We start from the raw sequence: 23,847 nt of genomic DNA, 5'->3' as shown, positions 1-23,847 counted from the left end.
GCACCGGGCGGCGTGCCGCTCCTGCGGCAAGGACCGTCCGCCGCCGGTCGCCCGTTGGGTACGGGACGGTGGCGGCCGAAGGCGGCTCCTACGGGCGGTCCGGCGCCTCCCGCGACGCCACGAACGCCTCCCGGTGCCGGTCCGCGACGCCGCTGAGGTTGGCCTCGAAGGTGAAGCCCTGCTCGAAGCGGTAGCTGCGGCGGACGTCGACCGGGTCGATGCCGTTGAGCGCCGCCTTCGCCAGCCGCAGCAGCGAACCGTCCTTCGCGGCGATCTCCCGCGCCAACTCCAGTGCGGACGCCCGCAGCTGCGCCCGCGGCACCACCCGCCACACCGAGCCGTGCGCCCGCAGCTCCTCGGCGGTGACGGTGCGGGAGGTGTAGTACAGCGTCCGCATCAGATGCGCCGGGACCAGCCGGGCGAGGTGCGTCGCGGCGCCGAGCGCCCCGCGGTCCAGCTCCGGCAGGCCGAACACCGCGTCGTCGCTCGCCACGATCGCATCGGCGTTCCCGGCCAGCCCGACCCCGCCGCCCAGACAGAACCCCTGGATCGCGGCGACCACCGGCACCTCGCAGTCGTAGACCGCGGCGAACGCCTCGTAGCAGCCGCGGTTGGCGCCGATCAGCGCGGTGTGGCCGGGCGTGCGCTGCATCTCCTTGAGGTCGACGCCCGCGTTGAAGCCGCGTCCCTCGGCGGCCAGGACCACGCAGCGTGCCCCGGGGTCGGCGCCCGCGGTGCGCACCGCGTCGGCGAGGTCGTACCAGCCCTGCACGGGAAGGGCGTTGACCGGCGGGACGTCGACGGTGACGACGCGGACGCCCTCTTCGGGACGGGAGACGGAGACACCCATGAGGCGTTCGACCACCTTTCCATCTAACGTTTGTTAGGTACGCTAGCAGCTCGACGGGCGGCGGCGGAGGGGTCAGGGACCGCCGTCCTCAGCGGACGGAGGGAACGCCATGGCCGGACTGTGCGCGCAGCGCGTCGTCGCGATCACCGGAGCCGGGCGCGGACTGGGCCGCGCCCATGCGCTCGCCTTCGCCGCCGAGGGCGCCCGCGTCGTCGTCAACGACCTCGGCGTCGGGCTCGACGGCACCGGCGCGGTCACCGGCCCGGCGCAGCAGGTCGCCGAGGAGATCCGGGCGCGCGGCGGTGAGGCGGTGGCGCACGGCGGCGACATCGCCACCCCCGAGGGCGCCGCCTCCCTCGTCGCCACCGCACTGGACTCCTTCGGTCGCCTCGACACCCTCGTCAACAACGCCGGATTCCTCCGCGACCGGATGCTCGTCAACCTCGGCGAGGACGACTGGGACGCCGTCGTCCGCGTCCACCTCAAGGGCCACTTCCTCACCCTCCGGCACGCCGCCGCGCACTGGCGGGCGGAGGCCAAGGCGGGCCGCACCCCGCACGCCCGGATCGTCAACACCAGCTCCGGCGCGGGCCTGCTGGGCAGCGTCGGGCAGGGCAACTACGCCGCCGCCAAGGCCGGGATCATCGGGCTGACGCTGGTCGCCGCCGCCGAACTCGCCCGCTACGGCGTCCAGGTCAACGCGCTCGCCCCGGCCGCCCGCACCCGGATGACGGAACACGCCTTCGCCGAGACGATGGCGGCGCCGGCGGCGGGGGAGTTCGACGCGATGGCCCCGGAGAACGTCTCCCCGCTCGTGGTCTGGCTCGGCTCCGCCGGCTCGGCGGGCGTCACCGGCCGGGTCTTCGAGGCGGAGGCGGGCCGCATCACCGTCATGGAGGGCTGGCACCCCGGCCCGAGCGACGACACCGGCGCCCGCCGCACCCCCGCCGAGGCCGGAGCCACGGCCCGCCGCCTGCTCGCGGCGGCCCGCTCACCGCAGCCGGTGTACGGAAGTTGAGTGCCCGTCAGGCGGTGGGCCCCGGGCGTGCGGCCAGGTAGCGGGCGGGCGGTTCGCCGCCGCCGTGGACGGCCAGATCCGCGCCGTTGATGTACCCGGCCGCCGGGCCCGCCAGGAACAGGCAGGCGTCGGCGAGATCGGTGGGGAGCGCCAGCCGGCCCAGCGGGACGATCCCGGCGCCGGGCGTGCCGCGCTCCGCGCCGGGCGTCGTCACCGGCCCGGCGCTGAGATGGTTGACCCGGACCGCCGGCCCCCACTCCAGCGCCAGCGCCCGGGTGAGCATCAGCAGACCGGCCTTGGCGGCGGAGTAGGCGGCGGTGCCCGGCTGCGGATGGTGTGCCGAGACGCTGCCGATGTTGAGGATGCAGCCGCCGCCGTCCTGGCCGCGCATATGGCGGTGGGCCGCCTGGGACGCGTAGAACGGCGCCAGCAGATTGAGCGCCACCACCTTCTCGACGAAGCGCGGGGAGACGGTGGCCGCGTCCGCGTCCGGTGAGCCGCCCGCGTTGTTGACCAGGACGTCGAGCCGTCCCGTGCGGTGGGCCGCGGATTCGACGAACTCCCGCGCCGCGGCCGGGTCGCGGACATCGGCGCGGACCGTGTGCGCGGTGCGCCCGCCCGCGCGCGGCGGGGCCGGTGGCGCGGTGCGCCCGCAGACCGTGACCTCCGCACCGGCCGCGAGGAACGCCTCCGCGATGGCCCGCCCGATGCCCTTGGTGCCGCCGGTGATGGCCACCGACCGGCCGGTGAAGTCCCCCGGATCGCCGCTCATCGCCCGCCCCTCTCCCGCCGCGTCGTGGCGCCCGACCGGGCGCCACGGGCCCTTGACACCCGGCCGCGCGGCCACCGTAATCTCTCTACCAAACGTTTGCTAGGTGCGCGGCGGGGCCGCCCGGCACGAGCGCATCCACGGCACACACCGTCAGGAGCTGCGTATGGCCGACAAGACGATGACCGCGCCGGAGGTGGTCGCCCGGCTCCGCTCCGGTATGACCCTCGGCATCGGCGGCTGGGGCGCGCGCCGCAAACCGCTCGCCCTGGTCCGCGAGATCCTCCGCTCCGACCTGCGCGATCTCACCCTCGTCTCCTACGGCGGCCCCGACGTCGGCCTCCTCTGCGCCGCCGGGAAGGTCCGCAAGCTCGTCTTCGGCTTCGTCTCGCTCGACTCCATCCCCCTCGATCCGCACTTCCGCGCCGCCCGCCAGAGCGGCCGCATCGAGGTCGCGGAGTACGACGAGGGGATGCTCCAGTGGGGGCTGTACGCCGCGTCGCTGCGGCTGCCGTTCCTGCCCACCCGCGCCGGACTCGGCTCGGACGTCCTGAAGGTCAACCCCGAACTGCGCACCGTCGCCGACCCGTACGGCGGCGGTGAGGAGCTGGTCGCGATGCCCGCGCTGCCGCTGGACGCCGCGCTGGTCCACCTCAACCGCGCCGACGCGGCGGGCAACGCCCAGTGCCTGGGCCCCGATCCGTACTTCGACGACCTCTTCTGCGGCGCCGCCGAGCACGCCTTCGTCTCCTGCGAACGGATCGTCCCCACCGCCCGTCTCACCGAGGACGCCCACCCGGCCACCCTCGTCGTCCGCCGCTACGCCGTCGAAGGCGTCGTCGAGGCGCCCGGCGGCGCCCACTTCACCTCCTGCGCACCGGACTACCCGCGCGACGAGGCGTACCAGAAGGAGTACGCCGACGCCGCCCGGTCGCCCGCCGCCTGGGAGGAGTTCCACCACCGCTATCTCACCGGCGACGGACACCACCGCGCGCCGGGCCACCACGGAGAGGGGCAGCCGGCATGAGCGACGCGACCCGGGCCGAGATCTGCGCGGTCGCCTGCGCCGAGGCGTTCCGCGGCAGCGGCGAGATCCTGGCCAGCGCCTTCGGCACCGCCCCCACCATCGGCGTCCGGCTGGCCCGCGCCACCTTCGCCCCCGACCTGCTGCTCACCGACGGCGAGGCCCGTCTGGTCCAGGGGATCTGGCCGCTCGGCGCCGCGCCCGACGGGCCCGTCGAGGGGTACGCGCCCTTCCGCACCCTCTTCGACCTGGTCTGGAGCGGCCGCCGGCACGCGATGATGATGCCCACCCAGATCGACGCCCACGGCAACGTCAACATCTCCGCCATCGGCCCCTACGAAGCGCCCAAGGTACAGCTCGTCGGCGTCCGCGGCGCCCCCGGCAACACCCTCAGCCACCCGGTGAGTTACTGGGTTCCGCGCCACTCCGCCCGGGTCTTCGTGCCCCGCGTCGACATGGTCTGCGGCGTCGGCACCGCCGCCGCGGCGGCCGCCGGGCCTGCCGCCCGCCACCACGCGCTGCACCGCGTCGTCACCGACCTCGCCGTCCTCGACTTCGCGCCCGCGACCGGCACGCTCCGGCTGCGCTCCGTCCACCCCGGCGTCCGCACCGAGGACGTCGTCGCCCGCACCGGCTGCCCGCTCGTCGTCGACGGCGAGATCCCCGCGACCCGCCTGCCCACCGCCGCCGAACTCCGCCTGATCCGCGAGGTCATCGACCCGGCGGGCCTGCGCGCGGCGGAGCTCCCGGCATGACGCACCCGGCGCTGCACACCCGGATCTGCGACCTCTTCGGCGTCGCCCACCCGATCGTCCAGACCGGCATGGGATACGTCTCCGACGCCACCCTCACCGCGGCCACCGCCAACGCCGGGGGCCTGGGCATCCTCTCCGCCGGGCTGCTCGGCCTCGACGGGCTGCGCCGCGCCCTCGACGAGGTCCGCGCCGCCACCGACCGGCCCTTCGGCGTCAACCTCCGCGCCGACCAGCCCGACGCCGAGGCCCGCGTCGACCTGCTGATCCGCAGCGGCGTCACGGTCGCCTCGTTCGCCCTCGCGCCGCGCCGCGACCTCATCGCCCGCTGCAAGGACGGCGGGCTGCTCGTCGTCCCGTCCATCGGCGCCCGCCGCCACGCCGAGAAGGTCGCCGCCTGGGGCGCCGACGCGGTGATCGTCCAGGGCGGCGAGGGCGGCGGCCACACCGGCGCCGTCCCCACCGGACTGCTGGTGCCGCAGGTCCGCGACACAGTGGACCTGCCGGTCATCGCCGCCGGCGGCTACTGCGACGGCCGCGGTCTGGTCGCCGCCCTCGCCTACGGCGCCGACGGCATCGCCATGGGCACCCGCTTCCTGCTCACCCGCGACTCGCCCGTCGCCCCCGCCGTCAAACAGGTCTACCTGGACAAGGGCGTCCACGACACCGTCCTGACCCGGGAGGTGGACGGCGTCCCGCAGCGGGTGCTGCGCACCGGACCGGTCGCCCGGCTGGAGAAGACCTCCGGCGCCGGCCGGCTGCTGCGCGCCGCCCGCAACGCCACCGCCTTCCGGAGACTCTCCGGCACCCCCTGGCCCGACCTCGTCCGCGAGGGCCTCGCGCTGCGCCGCCGCCACGGGCTGAGCTGGAGCCAGGTCGTGATGGCGGCCAACGCCCCGCTGCTCTACCGCACCGGACTCCTCGACGGCCGCCCCGACCTCGGCGTCCTCGCCACCGGCCAGGTCGTCGGCCTCATCGACGACCTGCCGAGCTGCCGGGAGCTGATCGACCGGATCATGACGCAGGCCGACGAGGTCCTGCACCGCCTGACGGACCCGCCCGGCGGGGGAGCGCACCCCGCCGCACCCGACGAGGGAGCCGTGTGACCGTGCCCGAGACCTCGAAGACCCCTGCCGCCCGGCCCGCCTCCCATCAGCTGCTGGCGGACCGGACCGTCGTCGTCACCGCCGCCGCCGGCACCGGCATCGGCTTCGCCGCCGCCCGGCGGTGCGCCGAGGAGGGCGCCCGGCTCGTCATCAGCGACCGCCACGCCCGCCGCCTCGCCGAGGCCGCCGACCGCCTCGCCGACCACACCGGCACCCGCCCCCTCGCCGTGCCCTGCGACGTCACCGACGGCGCGCAGCTCGACCGGCTGATGGACACCGCGGCGCACGAGTGCGGCGCCCTCGACGTACTGATCAACAACGCCGGGCTCGGCGGCACCGCCTCCGTCGCCGAGATGACCGACGCGCAGTGGGACACCGTCCTCGCCACCACCTTGACCAGCACCTTCAAGGCCACCCGCGCCGCGCTGCGCCATATGATCCCGGCCGGGGGCGGCGTCATCGTCAACAACGCCTCGGTCGTCGGCTGGCGCGCCCAGCGCGGCCAGGCCCACTACGCCGCCGCCAAGGCCGGGGTGATGGCGCTGACCCGGTGCAGCGCCCTCGACGTCGCCGACCACGGCATCCGCGTCAACGCCGTCGCCCCCAGCCTCGCGATGCACCCGCACCTCGCCAAGGTCGCCGGCGAGGAGCTGCTCGCCGAGCTGAGCGCCCGCGAGGCGTTCGGCCGCGCCGCCGAGCCCTGGGAGGTCGCCAACGTCATGGTCTTCCTGGCCAGCGACTACGCCTCGTACATGACCGGCGAGGTGGTGTCCGTCAGCAGCCAGCACCCCTGACCGGCGCGGTCAGGCCGCGACCGGGTGCCCGAGGTCCAGCAGCTCCTCGTGGAAGCCGCCGAATCCCCGTTCCCGGTCGACGAGATGGATCTCCAGGATCCAGTGGCAGCGCCGCCCCTGCCCGTCGTCGCGCCGCATCGGGCGGGCGCTGCCCGGCGCGATGTACGAGTCGACCTCGGCGCCGGCCACCGTCTCGTGCGGGAACTCGCCCAGCAGATGGCCCGAGTGCGGCCCGCCGAACCCCCAGCCCGCCGCCTCGGCCAGCCGCACCACCTCGGCGTACAGCTCCTCGCCGGTGATCTCCGGATGCGCGGCGAAGTGGCGGCGTCCCGCCTCGAAGAGGACCGGCAGATCGTCGCGCAGCCGGTGCTTGACCGGGTCGTCGCCGAGGACGAAGGTTCGGCCGAAATCCGCCTCCCATTCCGCGAAGAGCGGGCCGAAGTCGCAGAAGACGATGTCGTCCTCGCCGATGATCCGGTCCGGCGGGTTCTGCCGGTAGGGCTGGAGGGTGTTGGGGCCGGAACGGACGATCCGCTTGTGCCAGTACCGCCGGACACCGAACATCTCGCGGGCCAGATCCCGCACCGCGTCGCTCACCTCGCGCTCCCCGCGCCCGGGGGCGACCAGCCCGCGGCGGCCGATCTCCGCGAAGAGCGCGGCCGCCTGTTCCTGGGCCGTGAGCAGCGCCGATGCGCGCGCGGACTCCTCGGCCGTCCCGCTTCCCCCACGCTGCGTGCCCGCTTCCTGGGTCATGCCGCACAGGCTAGGAGAGATCGGCACATCCGGCACGGCGGGCTCCGCATCCGGGGGCCGCAACGCGCCAGGCCCGGGCCGCCCCGGAGACCGCGCGCAGCCCGCCCGTCACATTCAGGTAACCCCCGCGAAACCCTTGACGGCCCTCTGATCCGTTCTTAACCTCGCTCGTAGTTCGTACCTTGCAGTAAACGTGCTGCGGCGCTTTCCGCAGATTTTTGGACAGGCACAGACATAGACCACCTGTCGGTGGTTTCGTCCTGCCTGTCTTCTGTCTTTCCCCGCCACCGATGGGTCCTTCCTTCAGAGGCGGATTCATGGCACAACGTCCGAGCGTCAACGGCGTCGCCGACGTCGTCGGCCTCATCGATGGCCTGGGAAAGATCACCGGCCGTGCGCAGGTCGTCTGGTTCCTCGTCTTCGGCGGGCTCTTCCTCGACGCCTACTCCAACGCCGCGCTCAGCGCCGGTCTGGGCCCGATGACGACCCAGATGCACCTGACCAGCACCCAGGTCTCGGTCCTCACCGCCACCGCCCCGGCGCTGGCGATCCTCTTCAACCCCGCCGGCGGCTGGCTCGCCACCCGCTTCGGCCGGGTCCCCCCGCTGCTGCTCGCCAAGGTCTTCGCCATCGCCGGCGCCCTGCTCGCCGCCTTCGCCGGGGACTTCACCGTCGTCTGGCTCGGCCGCGTCCTGGTCGGCGTCGCGTACGGCATCGACTTCGCGGTGGCGATGGCGCTGCTCGCCGAGTACACGCCCGCGAAGCTGGGCGGCCGCCTCAACCTCTGGCAGGCCGTCTGGTACGTCGCCACCACCAGCAACCTCGCCCTGGCGCTGGTCTTCTTCCACCTGGACGTCGGCGCGGACATCTGGCGCTGGTCCGTCGGCTCCGCCGCGGTCGTCGCCGCCGCGCTGCTGATCGGCCAGTGGGCGATGCTGAAGGAGAGCCCGGCCTGGCTGGCGGGCAAGGGACGCCTGGACGACGCCGTCGCCAACCTCGACAAGCTCTACGGCATCAAGGCCGTCGCCGGACACCCCGACGAGGCCACCCGCGCCGCCACCGCCGCCCCGGCGCCCGGCTTCCGCCAGGCCGGAGTGCTCTTCAAGGGCGCCTACCTGCCGCGCACCGTCCTCTCCTCGGTGATCTCCCTCGGGCAGTCCATGCAGTACTTCGCGGTCGGCTGGTACCTCCCGGTCATCAGCCTGTCGATCTTCGGCGAGAGCTTCGAGAAGGCCACCGTCGGCTCCATGGTCTTCAACGCCTTCGGCATCGCCGGCGGCCTCCTCTCCGCCTACGCCGGGCGCCGCCTGGGCCTGCGCCTCAGCTCCGCCGCGGGCTTCGCCGGGGTCTTCGTCGCCCTCGTCGCCATGGGCCTGACCTTCGGAAAGGTCCCGCTGGCCGTCGCCTTCCTGCTGCCCGTGGTCTTCATCCTCTGCCACGCGGCGGGCCCCGGCGCCAACGGCAAGTCCATCGCCGCCCTCTCGTACAGCAGCGACGTACGGGCCCTGGGCACCGGTGTCACCGGCATGGTCGGCAGCTTCGGCAGCGTCGCCGGGCTGTACGTCTTCCCGCAGATCAAGGACGGGCTCGGCCTGGCCGGCACCTTCCTGGTGCTCTCCGTCGTGCCGCTGCTCGGCCTGATCACCTGCCTGGTCATCAAGTGGGACCCGACCAGGGCCGGCGTCTCCCCGGACGAGGCCGCCGCCCACGACCTGGCCGCCGCCCCGGAAACCGCCCCCGCCGCCCCCGCGCGCTGACCGGGCCCGGGCCCCGCCCCGGCCCACGATGATCGCTCGCCCCCGTACCGCATGCTCGTAAGTGAAAGGGCCGCTATGACGCAGACGTTCACCGGCGCCGCTCGGCGCGGTGTGCTGGCCATCGACGAAGGCACCACGGGCACCCGGGCCGGCGTCGTCCTCGACTCCGGCGCCGCCCACCAGGTGTTCTACCGCTCGATCGCGGTCAGCCACCCGGACGACCTGGCCGTCGAGCAGGACCCGGCGGAGATCTGGACCGCCACCCTCGACGTGGCCCGGCGCGCCGTCGCCCGCGCCCGCGAGGACGGCATCGAGATCACCGCGGTCGCCCTCTCCACCCAGCGGGCCACCGCGATGCTCTGGGACGCCGCCACCGGCGAGCCGCTGCTGCCCGCCGTGGTGTGGCAGGACCGGCGGTACGCCCACGAGCTGACCGGCTACGAGGCCGAGTGGGACGCCCGCCTGCTGGCCCGCCAGGGCCGGCCGGTCGGCGCCCGCGCCCCCTTCCTCTGGGCCGCCCGGCAGATCGCCGCGCACCCCGCGGTCGCCGCCGCCCGCCGCGCCGGACGACTGCGCTTCGGCACCGTCGACACCTGGCTCATCTGGCGGCTGACCGGCGGCGCCGTGCACGCCACCACGCCCACCAACGCGGCCTCCAGCGGCGGCTATCTGCTCGAAGCGCACGCCTGGGACGAGGAGTGGATCGGCCACCTCGGCTTCCCCCTCGACTTGCTGCCCGAACTCCGCTCCGACGACGCCGGGTTCGGCACCACCGACCCGGCGGCCCTCGGCATCGCCGTCCCCGTGGCCGCCTCCATGGGCGACCAGCACGCCGCGCTCATCGCCCTCGGCGGACTCGAAGCCGGCCAGGGCATGTGCATGTACGGAACCGGCGCCTTCGTCGACGCCGCGACCGGCACCGAACCCGCCCTGCCCCGGCCCGACATCTCCGGGGTGCTCGCCCAACCGGGCCGGCGGCAGGGCGGCACCAGCCACTTCAGCCTGGAGGCGTACACCTCCACCGCCGGCTCCGCCCTGCGCTGGCTCTGCGACGACCTCGGTCTCTTCGCCTCGCCGAAGGAGCTGGGGGAGGAGGCCGGCCGGGTGCCGTCCCGGCCCGGCCGCACCCCGCGCTTCGTCCCCGCTCTCGCCGGGGTCCGCACGCCCGTCTGGCACCCCGAGGCCACCGCGGCGCTCAGCGGACTCACCCTCGCCACCACCCGCGCCGACCTCGCCCGCGCCGTCCTGGAAGGCATCGCCCACTCCGTCTGCGACCTCATCGACGGCGTCGCCGACACCATGGGCGCGCCCTTCACCCGGCTGCGGGTCGGCGGCGGCGTCTCCGGCAGCGACCCGCTGATGCAGATCCAGGCCGATCTGACCGGACTGCCGCTGGAGCGCGCCGCCGACTCCGCCACCGCCAGCCTGCGCGGCACCGCCTACCTCGCGGGCGTCGCCCAGGGGCTGTGGTCCTCGCTCGACGAGGTCGTCGAGGCCCAGCCGCAGGGCCGGATCTTCACGCCCGCCCTCGACCCCGCCGACCGCGACCGCAGCCGCGCCGACTGGTACGACCTGCTCGCCACCCACCTGCACGAGAGTGCCCTGCCCCCGCACACCCCCCACTGACGGCCCCGCGCCGTCATCCGGACGGCCCGGCCGACCCCCGGACCGTCGCCGAAACACCAGGAGTTGATGTTGTGATCACCATGCCCGCCCGGAAGCCGCGGCGCAGCGCCGCGGCGACCCGCCGATCGGCCCTGCTGCTCGACCGCGCGGCCATCAAGCGCGATCTCGCCGACGAGACCTACGACGTCCTCGTCATCGGCGGCGGCGTCACCGGTGCGTACGCCGTGCTCGACGCGGCCTCGCGCGGGCTGCGCGCCGCGCTGGTCGAGAAGGACGACTTCGCCTCCGGCACCTCCTCGAAGTCCTCGAAGATGATCCACGGCGGACTGCGCTACATCGAGCAGGGCAACGTCAACCTCGTCCGCCACTCCCTCCTGGAGCGCCACCGCTTCCGCAAGAACGCCCCGCACCTGGTGCACCGGCTGCCGTTTCTCTTCCCGATCCTGGAGAAGGAGGGCGTGTTCGACGCCCGCCTCGCCAAGGGCTTCGAGGGCCTGCTGTGGACGTACGACCTGGTCGGCGGCTGGCGCATCGGCAAGCTCCACCAGCGGCTGACCGTCCCCGAGGTCCTGGCGCAGGCACCGACGCTGCGCGCCGAGAACCTCAAGGGCGGCCTGGTGTACTTCGACGCCCGCACCGACGACGCCCGCCTCGTCCTCACCCTCGTACGCACCGCCGCCGCGCTCGGCGCGAAGGTCCTCAACGGCGCCGCGGCCACCGCGCTGCTGATGCAGGGCGGCAAGGCGTCCGGCGCCCGGGTCACCGCCGACGGCGACGAGTTCGACATCCGCGCCCGCGCCGTCGTCAACGCCACCGGCGTCTGGGCCGACCGGGTCGACGCGATGGCCGACGAACACCACGCGCCGCAGGTCCGCCCCGCCAAGGGCGTTCACATCGTCGTGCCGTGGGACAAGGTCCGCATCAACTGCACCGTCACCGTGCCGATCCCCGGCCGCGCCCGCCGCGCCACCTGCACCCGCTGGGGCAACAGCGTCGTCCTCGGCACCACCGACGAGGACTACCAGGGCTCGCCGGACGACGTGCACTGCACCCGGCAGGAGATGGAGTTCCTGCTGGAGGGCGCCAACACCGCCTTCGAGGGCAAGCTCACCCCCGACGACGTCGTCGGCTCCATCGGCGGACTGCGCCCGCTGGTCGGCGGCAAGGAGGGCGCCACCCTCGACATGCGCCGCGACCACCACATCACCATCGGCACCGGCGGCATGGTCACCGTCACCGGCGGCAAGCTCACCACCAGCCGCCACATGGGCGAGCTGGTCATCGACAAGGTGATGACCGTCCTCGGTCGCAAGGCCCCCAGCCGCACCGTCAAGCTCCCGCTGCTCGGCGGCGCGGGCTACGACGCCGAGGCGGTCGCCGCGTCCGGCGGCCTCGCCGCCCACCTCGGCGAGCGCTACGGCACCGAGGCCCGCTTCGTCGGCGACCTGATCCAGGACGACCCCTCGCTCGCCGAACCCGTCGTCGCCGGCCTGCCGTACACCAAGGCCGAGGTCGTCTACGCGGCCCGCGCCGAACTGGCCCGCTCCGTCGACGACGTCCTCTCCCGCCGCACCCGCGCCCGGCTCTTCGCCCGCGACGCCTCCGCCGAGGCGGCGCCCGCCGTCGGCGCCCTGCTCGGGCAGGAACTGGGCCTCACCCAGGACGAGGTGGACCGCTCGGTCGCCGCGTACCTCGACTCCGTCCGCCACGAAAAGACCGTCCTCCTCGAAGGAGCAGCAGCATGATCAGCCGTCAGACCATCACCCACCCCTTCAACCGCGGCAACTACACGGTCGGCGCCCCCAGCTTCGCCAAATGGGCCAAGGACCGGCCGGTCGGCGACGGACCGGCCGCGCTCCAGAGCGATCCGGTCGAGGTCCCCGAGGCCGTCATCGAGGCGCTGCGCGGCGCCGCCCGCGCCGTGCACACCACCCGCGACGAGGTCGTCGTCCGCACCCGCGACTGGTGGGCCGGCTCGATGATCGGCGAGACCGAGGGCCGCCCGGCCACCCCCGACGCCGTGATCGTCGAGGCCGCCGACGCCGACCAGGTCGCCGCCGTGCTGCGCATCTGCCACGAGGCGGGCATCCCCGTCACCCCGTCCGCCGGGCGCTCCAACGTCACCGGCGCGGCGCTGCCCGTCTTCGGCGGCGTCGTCCTGGACGTCTGCGGCCTCGACGCCATCACCGGCTTCGACGCCGAGTCGAACATCGTCGACGTCCAGGCCGGCATGTTCGGCGACCTCTTCGAGAAGCAGCTCCAGGAGGAGTACGGCGTCACCACCGGCCACTGGCCGTCCGCGTTCGCCGTCTCCACCGTCGGCGGCTGGATCGCCTGCCGCGGCGCCGGCCAGCTCTCCACCCGCTACGGCAAGATCGAGGACATGGTCATCGGCCTCGACGTGGTCCACGCCGACGGCACCCGCGCCACCTACGGCGACTACGCCCGCGCCGCCGTCGGCCCCGACCTGCGCCAGCTCTTCATCGGCTCCGAGGGCACCCTCGGCGTCATCGTCGGCGCCCGGCTGCGCGTCCACCCGCTGCCCACCTACGCCAAGGCCGTCGCCTTCGGCTTCGCCACCTTCGCCGAGGGCCTGGACGCCTGCCGCAAGATCATGCAGCGCGGCGCCACCCCCGCCGTGCTGCGCCTGTACGACACCCTGGAGTCGGGCACCCACTTCGGCCACCCCGAGACCAACCTCCTGCTCATCGCCGACGAGGGCGACCCCGTGATCGTCGACGCCTCGATCGCCGTGGCCGCCGAGGTCTGCGCCGCCTACGGCCCCGAGCTGGACAGCGACGCGGTCTTCGCGCGCTGGCTGGACGAGCGGATGCTGGTCGGCAAGTCCGCGGACGGCTTCACCCCCGGCCCCGGCTTCGTCGCCGACACCCTGGAGATGGCCGCCTCCTGGACCGATCTGCCGGTCATCTACGACGAGGTGGTCGCCGCCATCCAGTCCGTCGAGGGCACCCTCGCCGCCTCCGCCCACCAGTCCCACGCCTACACCGACGGCGCCTGCGTCTACTTCTCGCTCCGCGGCGACGTCGCGCCCGAGGCGCGCCGCGACTGGTACCGCGCGGTGTGGGACGCCGCCAACGCCGTCCTGATCAAGCACCGCGCGGCGCTCAGCCACCACCACGGCTGCGGGCTGCTGCGCGGCCCCTACCTGGAGGAATCGCTCGGCGCCGGGTTCGCCACCTTCGTCGCCGTGAAGAACGCCCTGGACCCGGACGGCATCCTCAACCCTGGCAAACTGGGCCTGCCCAGCACCTTCGGGACGTCCCCGCTGAGCTGACCCGGAACGCCTCGGGCGGCCCGGCTCCCCCCGGGCCGCCCGACGGCTTCGCCCCTCTCCTTCTCGACGGGAAGGCCCCTTCACCGGAAGGCTCCGCATGGCCCCCTCTCCCCGGTCCGGCGCCCCGCTCGACCCCCGGCTCACCTCGGCCCTCGCCGAGGTCCCGGTCGTCGCCTCGGTCGTCGGCAGCCAGCCGCTGCGCCAGTTCCTGACCGCACCGGCCAAAATGTGCATCCTCGCGTCGTTCGCCGTGGGGCAGTTGCCCCAGGTCGTCCCGGCGCTGGGCCGGGCGGGGAAGACCGTGTTCGTCAACGTCGACTCCAGCCCGGGCCTCGCCCAGGACCGGGGCGCGCTCGAATTCCTCAAGGACCTCGGCGCACACGGCGTGGTGAGCACCCGCCTCTCCCTCATAGAGAAGGGCCGGCCGCTCGGCCTGCTGACCGTCATGAAGGTCTTCGTCACCGACCGTTCCAACCTGCGCCGCTCCCTGGACGCCGTCTCCCGCGGCGCCCCCGACCTCGTCGAGGTCATGCCCGCCCCGATCATCGGCCGGATGAACGCACCCTCCCGCCGCGCCCTGTCCCCGTCGATCGCCGCGGGCTTCGTGGAATCCCCGGCGGACGTCGCACTGGCGCTGGCCCAGGGCGCGTCCGCCGCCGCCACCTCCGACCCCCGCCTCTGGCACCTGCGCCGCGACCAGCTCCCCCCGGTCCCGCCGTCCGCCCTCAAGAGGCCCGCCGCACCCCAGGAGTAACCCCATGACGTACGTCGTCATCGCCCGCTACCGCACCCTGCCGGACGCCCAGGACACCGTCCTGCCGCTCCTCGACGCCATGGCCACCGCCTCCCGCGCCGAGGAGGGCTGCCTCGGCTACCGCGTCCACCAGGGCACCGAGGACCCCCGCGACCTCGCGCTCTACGAGGAGTACCGCACCGAGGCCGACTTCGCCGCGCACTGCGCCTCCGCCCACTTCCAGGACCTCGTCCTCGGCAAGATCGTCCCGCTGCTGGAGAGCCGCGAGGTCCTGCGCTGCGCACCCCGGGCGGAGGTGACCGCGTGAAGACCCGCGCCGCCGTCCTGCGGACCGTCTCCACCGACCGCCCGTACGCCACCACGGCCCCGGTCGTCGTCGAGGAACTGGAGCTGGGCGCGCCCCGCGAGGGCGAGGTCCTGGTCAAGATCGCCGCGGCCTCGCTCTGCCACTCCGACCTCTCCGTCGTCAACGGCGACCGGGTCCGCCCGCTGCCCATGGCGCTCGGCCACGAGGCGGTCGGCGTCGTCGTCGAGACCGGCCCCGGTGTCCGCCGCGTCACCCCGGGCGACCACGTCGCGCTGGTCTTCGTGCCGAGCTGCGGCTCCTGCGCCGACTGCGCCCAGGGCCGCCCCGCGCTCTGCGCCGCCGCCGCGTCGGCCAACGGCTCCGGCGGACTGCTGCACGGCCCGTCCCTGCTGACCGACGCGGCGGGTGAACGCGTCCATCACCAGCTGGGTGTCTCCGCCTTCGCCGAACACGCCGTCGTCGCTCAGGAATCCCTCGTCCCCATACCGCGCGACGTCCCGTTCGCCGTCGCCTCGATGTTCGGCTGCGCGGTCCTCACCGGCGCCGGCGCGGTCATCAACACCGCGGCGCTGCGCCCGGGCCAGTCCGCCGTCGTCTACGGGCTCGGCGGCGTCGGCCTCTCCGCGGTGCTCGGCGCCCGCGCCGCCGGGGCGTACCCGATCGTCGCCGTCGACCCGGTCGCCGACAAGCGCGAGCTGGCGCTGCGGCTGGGCGCCTCGCACGCCTACGCCCCCGACGAGGCGCCGGCCGCGATCCGCGAGCTGACCTCCGGCGGCGCCGAGATCGCCGTCGAGGCGGTCGGGTCGCCCGCGGTGATGGCCGCCTGCCTGGACGTGATCGGCCGCGGCGGCAAGGTCGTCTCGGTGGGGCTGCCCGCCCCCGGCCGTACGCTGGAGGTACCGGCGCTCGCCTTCGCCGGTGAGGGCAAGTCGCTGCTCGGCTCGTACATGGGCGACGCGGTCCCCAGCCGCGACATCCCGCGCTTTCTCGACCTGTGGCGCGCCGGCCTGATGCCGGTCGAGCTGATGCACACCGCCACCTTGCCGCTGACCGGCATCAACGACGCCCTGGAGGAGCTGGCCGCCGGCCGCGCCATCCGCCAGGTCCTCGATACGAACGGTCTGCTGGACGGCTGACCGTCCCCGCACGCGCGCCCGGCACGGTATTCCCCCGAACCGGCCGGGCGCGCTCCTTGGCCGCCCGGTCGCGGCGCTCCCCGAGGCGGCGCACGGTGAAAGGGAGGGGCCGCGCACGGCGGGCCGGCCGGGCGCCGCCGTGGGAGCACGAGCCGAGCCGCGAGGAGGCGTCGCCATGACCGTCCCGCAGCCGCCCGGACCACCCGGGCCGACCCACCCCGACCCCGTGCCGCCCGTCCCCGGCCCGGGCCCCGGTCCGCCCGGCCCGACACCCGGCCCCGGGCCGGGACCGGTACCCGCACCGGGACCGGATCCCGTGCCCGGCCCCGTACCGCGCCCGGAGCCCGACCCCATCCCGCCGCACCCGGCCCCGCCGACCCCGGGCCCCACCCCCGGCCCGGCCCCCGACCCGGTACCGGCGCCGCACACGCCCTGAGCCGCGCGCCGCCGGGGTGCGCGCTCCCTTCCGTATTTCTGTAACGCGTTCTACTGTGCCCACGGCTTCGGCAGCCGGCGACCCGTCAGAAGAGGTCGGCCCGGCCGCCGCTGCCGACCGGGAGAGCCACGGACACGGGACGAAGGGGAGGGGCCGTGCACCTCGCATACACCCCCGCACAGCAGCGGTTGCGCGCCGAACTGCGCGGCTACTTCGCCGAGCTGATGCCGGAGAACACCTACGCCCAGGACGCCGACCCCGCCGCCCGCAAACGCTTCTACCGCGACACCGTGCGCCGCCTGGGCGCGGACGGCTGGCTCGGCGTCGGCTGGCCGAAGGAGTACGGCGGCCGGGGCATGACGCCGATGGAACAGTTCCTCTTCTTCGACGAGGCGGCTCAGGCGGGCGTGCCGCTGCCGCTGATGGCGCTCAACACCGTCGGCCCCACCCTCATGCGCTACGGCACCGACGAGCAGAAGGCGTACTTCCTGCCCCGCATCCTCTCCGGTGAGATCGACTTCGCCATCGGCTACAGCGAACCGGACGCCGGCACCGACCTCGCCGCGCTCCGCACCCGCGCCGTCCGCACCGGCGACGAGGAAACCGGCCACTACGTCGTCGACGGCCAGAAGATCTGGACCACCAACGGCGACACCGCCGACTGGGTCTGGCTCGCCGTCCGCACCCGCGAGACCGCCGACGGCACCCCGCCCCACAAGGGCATCACCCTGCTCCTCGTCCCCACCGACGACCCTGGCTACTCCTGCACCCTCATCAACACCCTCGCCTCGCACGACACCACCGCCAGCCACTACGACCACATCACCGTGCCCGCCTCCCGCCGCGTCGGCCGGGAGAACGAGGGCTGGCGGATCATCACCAACCAGCTCAACCACGAACGCGTCACCCTCGCCGCCCACGGCACCATGGCCATCCGCGCCCTCCACGACGTCCAGCGCTGGGCCGCCGCCACCCGCCTCACCGACGGCCGCCGCGTCATCGACCTCGGCTGGGTCCGCACCCGCCTGGCCCGCACCCACGCCGCCCTCGACGCGATGAAGCTCCTCAACTGGCAGATGGTCGACGCCCTCGAACACGCCACCCTCACCCCCCAGGACGCCTCCGCCGTCAAGGTCCACGGCTCCGAGGCCCGCCGCGACGCCTATGCCTGGCTGATGGAGATCCTCGCCGCCGCGGGCCCCCTCAAGGAGGGCTCCACCGGCGCCGCCCTCCACGGCGACCTGGAACGCGGCTACCGCTCCGCCGTCATCTTCACCTTCGGCGGCGGCAACAACGAGATCCAGCGCGAGATCATCTCCTGGATCGGCCTGGGGATGCCACGGGTGCGGCGGTGAGCGCCCGGGCCGTGTCCGCGAAGTCCCGCCCGCCTCGCGGCGTCCGGGCGAACGACGGTTGCCTCGCAGAGGCTTTGACGTGGGAAAAGTGCGACATCACGTAAATTGATCATGGGCGGCAGAACGTCATAAGGTGACCATCTTGCCCGGTTCGGGGATCTTCGGCGCGCAGAGGGGCGTATGACCGCTCCATCCCGCATGCGCCGAGGCTCGGTCATCGACCGCCGACGGGCATGCGGATCTGCCGGAATCCCGACCCGCGCCACCCTGCTGTCAATACCGATTGCCGAACCATGAAGCATCGCTGGAAAACCCGAGCGGCAGTACCCCTGCTGTCGCTCTCCCTTCTCCTTACGGGCTACCTGCCGTCCGCCTCGGCCGCGCCCACGGAAAGCTCAGCCTTCGACCTGGGGATATCCAAGGTTCTCGCGCAGTGCCACGACCTGCTCCCTTCCAAGAAGGTTGCCTGCATAAAGAGCAAGGCGAAGGAGCTTGCGGGTGACTCCATCGAGGAGTGCGCCAAAGAGCCGCTGGCCGGCAGGGTGCCCTGCATAACGGACCGGATCAGGGAAGAGACCGCAAAGGTAAAATCGCTGATAACCGGCGCCCATGTGATCTACCAGGGCATGCACGGCCGGAACTCCGAAAACTCGGTTCTCGGCAACCTCTATCAAGTGGAGCGAATCCGGGCCAACCCCCTTGTGCTCTTGGAGGACAAGGAACTCCTGGCAGGCCTCAAGAGAGACCTCCAGGCGGAAATCAGCGAGATGAAGGGGGTGGACGGTAACGGGAACTGCAGGCCGGACGCCTCTCTACTCGGAAACCTGAACTGCCTCACGGCGGAATACTTTCCCCAGGTCACCACTGAAAAGATAGTCACCTGGGTGGCTTATGCGAATATTCTCGGGCTCTACGCAGCGGACCGGCATGAAGTACGCAAGGAGATCGCAACCCTCCAGGCGGATCTCGCCAAGGCGATTGATGATCCTGAGCAAATCAAGGATGCGGCGTACCGCAAGCAACTCATCGAGGAAATCGAGGAAGTCAGGGAACGCGCAGCGGCCAACACTGAATTCTGGAAATCGTTCGGCTCTGAAATGCTCGCCCGTCTCGACGAGGCCGCCAAAGACATCCAAGAGATCAAGAAGGGCACCGGGAAGACGGTAGACAATGAAGGCAAGGAGATCACCTGGGGCGGCGTCGGCGGCCCCGAGTGGGACAAGACCTTCAAGGACCTCGAAGAGGGGTTCGCGCCGGGGAGTGATTGGGACAAGACCTTCGGTCCCAACGGGTCGATGCAGCAGACCCTGAAGAATCTGGACCGGACCAACAAGGAACTGGCCAAGGCGAACCAGGACCTGAAGCAGACCAACAGGGAACTGGCCCAGATGAACCGGGATCTGGACCAGATGAACAAGAGCATCGGTGCGGGCATGAAGAGCATCGACGCCGGTATGAAGAGCCTCGATGCCAGCATGAAGAGCCTCGACCGCCACGTTGCGGGCGTGGGCGAAGATGTGGCCGCGATGCGGAAAATCCAGAACCGCAAGCATCCCGAGGTCTGGGAAAATCTCTACAAGGACCTGGACCTTTCCGGTATTCCTGAGTACGTGCACGGCGGCCCTCTGCCGCAGGACAACAAGGTCAAGAATCTCATTACGTCCGCGATCATGGACGTCGTGCCAGTGGTCGGAGATGCCAAGGGGATCGCGGAGCTCCTGTCGGGCCGTGACGCCGTAACCGAAGAAAAGCTCTCCGTACCGGAGCGCCTCATCGGAGCGGTCATCGTGTCACGCTGGGCAAAGGCGGGAAAGGACGCGATCAAGGCCAATGATCTGGCCAAGGCCATCAAGGCCACCGAGAAGATCAGCAGGAAATTCCCCGACGCCGCACGGCAGCACGTACTGAAGGGTGAGATCAAGTACGGCAGCAACGGCCAGGCGCGCGTCACGGGCTACCATGCGCGACCGGGAGGGAAGGACCGGCCCGGCGTCAAGGTTCCGAAAATCAGTAAGCGCGACCCCAAAACCGGCCTGTCGCAAGGGGAGGTATGGATGAAGAATCCCCGGGACGGCCAGTGGGTCAAGAAGCGCGCGCGAAGCACCTTTTTCCCTGATACGTGGACTCTTGAGGAGAGCGACCGGGCCATCCGAAAAGCTTTTGAACGTGCCACTGTCACCGACGCGGAAAACCACATCTGGGTAGGCACGTATAAGGGCATAAAGGTCGAAGGATACTACGATCCGGCCACTGGCCACGCGCTTACCGCTTACCCCGTCATCCCCTGATTTCGAGAAAGGCTTCCCGTCGTGGAGCAAGTCAGCAAGTACTTCGCCAACAGGGACGGCTATCCGCAGTACGCAGGCCCTGAGAACCTGAAGGTTCTGGGCAACTGGGTGACCGGAGACATTCAGCAGGTCCCCTATACCCTGCTGGAGGTCATCGACCTGGTCGTGGAGGCCCGACGTAACCCGGATTCCGGAGTGGAAGAGTTCGGCGGGAATGCCCACTACACGGAGATCGAGCCCCAGGGCGTACACATCCAGAACGAGTATGTCGACCATGTGCGGGGCGACTTCACCCTGGATCAAGCCCTAGATGTTCTGACCGATTTCTGGAATTACTGCGCACGCGTGCACCCCGAGAGGACAGCGGAGGACCTCGCCAGGTATGTGGCCGAATACGGTCACGATCCCGTCGCCGGCCTGATCTGAGAGCGCGACCGGCTCGCCACGCCGATCACGGGTCCACCGGTGTGCTTCAGGCCGGTGCATCCGTGGGCTCGGTGGGAACACGGGGACACTGTGCGAGCCGAAGAGCTTCGGCCGTGACGTCGGCGTCGATCTGTGCTGGTGTTCTGTCGCCGTATTCGAGAATGTCGTACTCGTCGTCCAGCTCGGCGAGTCGTTCGGCCAGGGCCAGTTCGTGCCCGAAGCGCTGGTGGGCCCGGAAGGCCAACTCCCGTGGTGTCAGCTCGCCGGCCAGCATCCGGGCGGCGAGTGCTCGTGCGGCGGCTTCCTGTCCGGCATCGCTGCCCACCGGGTAGAAGGTGAGGCCCAGTTCGTCGAGTGCGGGGGGAAGCAGGTCGGGGACGTCGTAGTTCGCCTCGGCGCGTGTGCAAGCGGACAAGATCCTCAGGGCCGGGCCGTCGAGGCCGGCGATGAGTGCATCGCAGGCGGCGATGACGACGTCGGTTGCGCGGATCTCGCCCACGCTCCAGAGAGCGGCGCGGTCCTGAAGCTCGCGGGCGGCTGATTCGGTCGACGGCATGCAGCCATGATCGCGTCATGGGGTTGAGCACGTCGAGCGGGATTCCTTGCGATGCCCTGCTCGGCAGGTTCTCCCGGAAGCGGGCGTGCTGAGTCCGGGACCCCGCGCAAGCAGGAGCAACTGGCGGGCCTGCTGCGCGAACTTCTGCTCAGTCAGGCCCCGCCCGCCGCGGAGCAGTCCGAGTCGTCGTCAGACATCCCCCTGCACCAGCGCGTGCAGATGCTCGTCGTGCCAGCCGTCGGCGTGCAGCAGGGCGCTGCGCAGGGTGCCTTCGAGGGAGTAGCCGGCCTTGGCCGCCACCCGGCAGGACGCCGGGTTGGCCACCGAGTGGCACAGTCGCAGGCGGTGCAGGCCGAGGTCGGTAAGGGCCCATCGGCTGATGCGCTTCGTGGCCGATGCCGCCACGCCGTTGCCGCGCGCCGCGGGGAGGAGCCAGTAGACGATTTCGGCGCCGCCCTCGGCGAGGTCGATGTCGCCCCAGCCGATCAGCCCGAGGGCCTCGCCGTCCGGGCGGGCGACGGCCCAGATCGCGCTCTGCTCGGCCCGCCAGCGCTCGTGCATCCGGACGATCCGCCGGCGGGCGTCCTCCGCGCTCTCCACCGACAGGCGATTCCACCGGCGCACCCCGGGATCCCGGCCGGCGGCCACCAGGGCAGCGGCGTCGGAGAGGCGCCAGGGGCGCAGCTCCAGCCCCTGCGGAAGGCCGAGCACCGGCTGCTCCATGGCGGCCATCCGGCCTGCGGGAACGACTGCCGGTATGAGCGAGCGGGAGGTCATCGCGGCATCGTGCCACAACCGTCACCCGCGGACCCGGCGCTTTCCGGCCCGGCCGGGCGCGTGCCCCGTGGCCCGTTCCGCCCGTCACCCGCGCTCCCCGCCCGGCGTTGTCCCCGTCGAGCGGTTCCCGTGGGCGGCGCCGCGTACGGCTTCCAGGAGGTGTGGCACGGATGACGGAGAGTGCTGAGGGGACGGGTCCCGCCGTGCGGCCCGTGGTGTGGCAGACCTACGGGCCGGGGGATCTGGGCGGGCAGCCGATCTTCGGTGGCGGGTTCATCAACTTCGGGTACTGGCGCGCCGTCGATCTGGCGCGTCCGCTCGGCGAGGCGGAGCGGGTGCGCAGTCAGGAGGACCTCTACCGGCACGTCCTGGACACGGTGGCGCCGCGGCCGGGCGCGCGCGTCCTGGAGGTGGGCTGCGGGCTGGGCATGGGGTGCGTGGTGATGCTGCGGGAGTACGGCTGCGCCGTCACCGGCATGGACATCCATCCGCAGCAGCTGAGCCGGGCGCGCGCGGCCCATGCCGAGCTGCTGCGGGAGGAGCCGGCGCGGCTGCGGTTCGTGCGGGGGGCCGCCGAGCGGATGCCGTGCGCGGACGGCGAGTTCGACGCGGTGGTCAGCGTGGAGGCGGCCCAGCACTTCCCGGATCTCGGGGCCTTCGCCGCGCAGACCGCGCGGGTGCTGCGGCCCGGCGGCCGGGCGGCGGTCGCCGGTTTCTTCACCGTGGACGACGCGCCGGGGCGCCCCGCCGAACTCGCCCGGCTGCTGGAGAGCTTCGACAGCGGGCTGGACCTCGCCCGGCCGGTGCGCGCCCTGACCGACGCGTTCGCGGACGCCGGGCTCGCCCGGGTGTCGGCCGCGTCGATCGGGCGGGACGTCTGGCCGGGCTGGGACCGCTGGCTCGCCCGCTGGTGGGCCCCGGACACCTGGCCGCGGAACTTCCTGCGCGCCTATCAGGAAGGGATCCTGGACTATTACGTCGTCACGGCGGACCGGCCGCGGTAGGGGCGGGCGGCGCCGGCGGTCGGCGCGGTGGCGCGGGCGGGCGGATGCCGCGGGCGGGCCTTCGTCACGTCCCGGCGTGCGATGCCTCCCCCTGCGCGGGCGGCGGGGATAGCCTCGCCCGGGCGGCCCCCAGCGCCGCCACCGGCGGGCCACCGGGCCGCGGCCGGGAACACCACACACGAGGAGCGAACCGTGGCCGACGAAGCGCACGAGACCCCGGACAGCACCGCCGTACGGGTCGCCCTCTGGCGGGCGCTGCACGTCCGGGCGGACGCGGCACCCCCGGTCCTCGCCGACGAGACCGGACTGCGGCTGGCCGACCCGGAGGACGGGTGGGAGCGGCGCGGGGACATGGACCTGCACGGCACCAGCGGCTTCCGCGCCGCCGTCGTCGCCCGCGCCCGGTTCGTCGAGGACCTCGTGGGCGGCGAACTCGACCGCGGCGTCGGCCAGTACGTCATCCTCGGCGCCGGGCTCGACACCTTCGCCCAGCGCCGCCCGGAGACCGCCGGCCGGCTGCGGATCTTCGAGATCGACCAGCCGGGCACCCAGGCGTGGAAGCGCCGCCGCCTCGACGCGCTCGGCTACGGCGTGCCGGACCGGCTGCGGCTGGTGCCGGTCGACTTCGAGGCGGGCGACGACTGGTGGGCGCGGCTGGTCGACGCGGGCTTCGACCCCGCGCGGCCCGCCGTCGTCGCCTGCACCGGTGTCACCATGTACCTGACCGAGGAGGCCGTCACGGCGACCCTGCGGCGCCTCGCCGGGCTCGCCCCGGGCTCGACGCTCGCCATGACGTTCCTGCTGCCCACCGAACTCCTCGACGTCGCCGACCGCCCCGCGCTGGAGGCCACCGCACCGCAGGCCCGCGCCGCCGGCACGCCGTTCCGCAGCTTCTTCACCCCGCAGCAGATGCAGGCGGCGGCCCGTGCGGCCGGCTTCCGCGACGTCCGGCACGTGGCCGGAACCGAACTCGCCGCCCGCTACTTCGCCGGCCGGCCCGACGGCCTCCGTCCGTCCAGCGGTGAGGACTTCCTGGTGGCCACCGTCTGACGTCGCGGCCCGGC

The 23,847-nt window shown here is 72.9% G+C and carries 22 protein-coding genes; 17 read left to right on the top strand and 5 right to left on the bottom strand.

Features of this window, described 5'->3' with window-relative positions:
- Positions 1 to 88 precede the first annotated feature (88 nt).
- Positions 89 to 850, bottom strand: coding sequence for an enoyl-CoA hydratase family protein (locus tag ABT345_RS23265; protein WP_345092163.1), 762 nt, complete (start codon positions 848 to 850; stop codon positions 89 to 91).
- 109 nt (positions 851 to 959) lie between these two features.
- On the opposite strand from ABT345_RS23265, the gene ABT345_RS23260 reads away from it, so the two are divergent.
- Positions 960 to 1,868 (top strand): SDR family oxidoreductase, encoded by a 909-nt coding sequence (locus tag ABT345_RS23260; protein WP_345090993.1) that lies wholly within the window; start codon positions 960 to 962, stop codon positions 1,866 to 1,868.
- Positions 1,869 to 1,875: 7 nt separating this feature from the next.
- On the opposite strand, the gene ABT345_RS23255 is transcribed toward ABT345_RS23260, so the two are convergent.
- Complete coding sequence (locus ABT345_RS23255; protein ID WP_345090990.1) at positions 1,876 to 2,640, bottom strand: SDR family oxidoreductase; 765 nt, start codon at positions 2,638 to 2,640, stop codon at positions 1,876 to 1,878.
- Between the two features lie 163 nt (positions 2,641 to 2,803).
- Between ABT345_RS23255 and ABT345_RS23250 the strand changes: the two genes are divergently transcribed.
- From ABT345_RS23250 to ABT345_RS23235, 4 genes are read left to right on the top strand one after another with little or no spacing between them, the layout of a single operon-like run.
- Positions 2,804 to 3,664 carry a CoA transferase subunit A gene (locus ABT345_RS23250; RefSeq protein ID WP_345090987.1) on the top strand — a complete coding sequence of 287 codons (861 nt, stop codon included), beginning with the start codon at positions 2,804 to 2,806 and terminating at the stop codon, positions 3,662 to 3,664.
- Complete coding sequence (locus tag ABT345_RS23245) at positions 3,661 to 4,416, top strand: CoA-transferase subunit beta (protein WP_345090985.1); 756 nt, start codon at positions 3,661 to 3,663, stop codon at positions 4,414 to 4,416. Before ABT345_RS23250 ends, ABT345_RS23245 begins: the two co-directional genes overlap by 4 nt.
- Positions 4,413 to 5,519 (top strand): NAD(P)H-dependent flavin oxidoreductase, encoded by a 1,107-nt coding sequence (locus ABT345_RS23240; RefSeq protein WP_345090982.1) that lies wholly within the window; start codon positions 4,413 to 4,415, stop codon positions 5,517 to 5,519. The genes ABT345_RS23245 and ABT345_RS23240 overlap by 4 nt, the downstream gene beginning before the upstream one ends.
- Complete coding sequence (locus tag ABT345_RS23235; protein ID WP_345090979.1) at positions 5,516 to 6,313, top strand: SDR family oxidoreductase; 798 nt, start codon at positions 5,516 to 5,518, stop codon at positions 6,311 to 6,313. Before ABT345_RS23240 ends, ABT345_RS23235 begins: the two co-directional genes overlap by 4 nt.
- Before the next feature lie 9 nt (positions 6,314 to 6,322).
- Here ABT345_RS23235 and ABT345_RS23230 read toward each other — a convergent pair whose 3' ends face one another.
- Complete coding sequence (locus tag ABT345_RS23230; RefSeq protein WP_345090976.1) at positions 6,323 to 7,066, bottom strand: M24 family metallopeptidase; 744 nt, start codon at positions 7,064 to 7,066, stop codon at positions 6,323 to 6,325.
- Positions 7,067 to 7,383: 317 nt separating this feature from the next.
- On the opposite strand from ABT345_RS23230, the gene ABT345_RS23225 reads away from it, so the two are divergent.
- The 10 genes from ABT345_RS23225 (at position 7,384) to ABT345_RS23180 (ending at position 20,446) form a co-directional block, all read left to right on the top strand.
- Positions 7,384 to 8,823 (top strand): MFS transporter, encoded by a 1,440-nt coding sequence (locus tag ABT345_RS23225; RefSeq protein WP_345090973.1) that lies wholly within the window; start codon positions 7,384 to 7,386, stop codon positions 8,821 to 8,823.
- Between the two features lie 75 nt (positions 8,824 to 8,898).
- Entirely contained in the window at positions 8,899 to 10,449 is a 1,551-nt protein-coding gene (locus ABT345_RS23220; RefSeq protein ID WP_345090970.1) for an FGGY family carbohydrate kinase, read from the top strand.
- A 71-nt stretch (positions 10,450 to 10,520) separates the two neighbouring features.
- Entirely contained in the window at positions 10,521 to 12,194 is a 1,674-nt protein-coding gene (locus ABT345_RS23215; protein WP_345090967.1) for a glycerol-3-phosphate dehydrogenase/oxidase, read from the top strand.
- Positions 12,191 to 13,744 carry an FAD-binding oxidoreductase gene (locus ABT345_RS23210; protein WP_345090963.1) on the top strand — a complete coding sequence of 518 codons (1,554 nt, stop codon included), beginning with the start codon at positions 12,191 to 12,193 and terminating at the stop codon, positions 13,742 to 13,744. The genes ABT345_RS23215 and ABT345_RS23210 overlap by 4 nt, the downstream gene beginning before the upstream one ends.
- Before the next feature lie 97 nt (positions 13,745 to 13,841).
- The gene (locus ABT345_RS23205) at positions 13,842 to 14,498 is read left to right on the top strand and encodes a glycerol-3-phosphate responsive antiterminator (RefSeq protein WP_345090962.1); all 657 of its coding nucleotides are present in this window, start codon (positions 13,842 to 13,844) and stop codon (positions 14,496 to 14,498) included.
- A gap of 4 nt (positions 14,499 to 14,502) precedes the next feature.
- Complete coding sequence (locus tag ABT345_RS23200; protein WP_345090960.1) at positions 14,503 to 14,805, top strand: putative quinol monooxygenase; 303 nt, start codon at positions 14,503 to 14,505, stop codon at positions 14,803 to 14,805.
- Positions 14,802 to 15,941 carry a zinc-binding dehydrogenase gene (locus ABT345_RS23195; RefSeq protein WP_345090958.1) on the top strand — a complete coding sequence of 380 codons (1,140 nt, stop codon included), beginning with the start codon at positions 14,802 to 14,804 and terminating at the stop codon, positions 15,939 to 15,941. The genes ABT345_RS23200 and ABT345_RS23195 overlap by 4 nt, the downstream gene beginning before the upstream one ends.
- Positions 15,942 to 16,532: 591 nt before the next feature.
- The gene (locus tag ABT345_RS23190; RefSeq protein ID WP_345090956.1) at positions 16,533 to 17,732 is read left to right on the top strand and encodes an acyl-CoA dehydrogenase family protein; all 1,200 of its coding nucleotides are present in this window, start codon (positions 16,533 to 16,535) and stop codon (positions 17,730 to 17,732) included.
- A 293-nt stretch (positions 17,733 to 18,025) separates the two neighbouring features.
- Entirely contained in the window at positions 18,026 to 20,020 is a 1,995-nt protein-coding gene (locus tag ABT345_RS23185; protein WP_345090954.1) for an EndoU domain-containing protein, read from the top strand.
- A 21-nt stretch (positions 20,021 to 20,041) separates the two neighbouring features.
- Positions 20,042 to 20,446 (top strand): hypothetical protein, encoded by a 405-nt coding sequence (locus ABT345_RS23180; protein WP_345090952.1) that lies wholly within the window; start codon positions 20,042 to 20,044, stop codon positions 20,444 to 20,446.
- Positions 20,447 to 20,492: 46 nt separating this feature from the next.
- Here the strand turns inward: ABT345_RS23180 and ABT345_RS23175 are convergent, their stop codons facing one another.
- Together ABT345_RS23175 and ABT345_RS23170 are read right to left on the bottom strand one after the other, a co-directional pair.
- Positions 20,493 to 21,002: a hypothetical protein gene (locus ABT345_RS23175; RefSeq protein ID WP_345090950.1), complete on the bottom strand. Its 510-nt coding sequence runs from the start codon at positions 21,000 to 21,002 to the stop codon at positions 20,493 to 20,495.
- 189 nt (positions 21,003 to 21,191) lie between these two features.
- The gene (locus ABT345_RS23170) at positions 21,192 to 21,779 is read right to left on the bottom strand and encodes a GNAT family N-acetyltransferase (protein WP_345090948.1); all 588 of its coding nucleotides are present in this window, start codon (positions 21,777 to 21,779) and stop codon (positions 21,192 to 21,194) included.
- Between the two features lie 170 nt (positions 21,780 to 21,949).
- On the opposite strand from ABT345_RS23170, the gene ABT345_RS23165 reads away from it, so the two are divergent.
- A complete protein-coding gene (locus tag ABT345_RS23165) occupies positions 21,950 to 22,783 on the top strand; it encodes a class I SAM-dependent methyltransferase (RefSeq protein ID WP_345090946.1) in 834 nt (277 codons plus the stop codon).
- A 192-nt stretch (positions 22,784 to 22,975) separates the two neighbouring features.
- Entirely contained in the window at positions 22,976 to 23,833 is an 858-nt protein-coding gene (locus ABT345_RS23160; RefSeq protein ID WP_345090944.1) for a class I SAM-dependent methyltransferase, read from the top strand.
- The last annotated feature ends 14 nt before the right edge of the window (positions 23,834 to 23,847 follow it).

The organism is Streptomyces sp. NPDC000404 (genome assembly GCF_040300365.1).
GTDB lineage: Bacteria > Actinomycetota > Actinomycetes > Streptomycetales > Streptomycetaceae > Streptomyces > Streptomyces ramulosus.
Note: the sequence above shows the minus strand (reverse complement) of the source record. Positions and strands in the feature narration are given on the sequence as shown.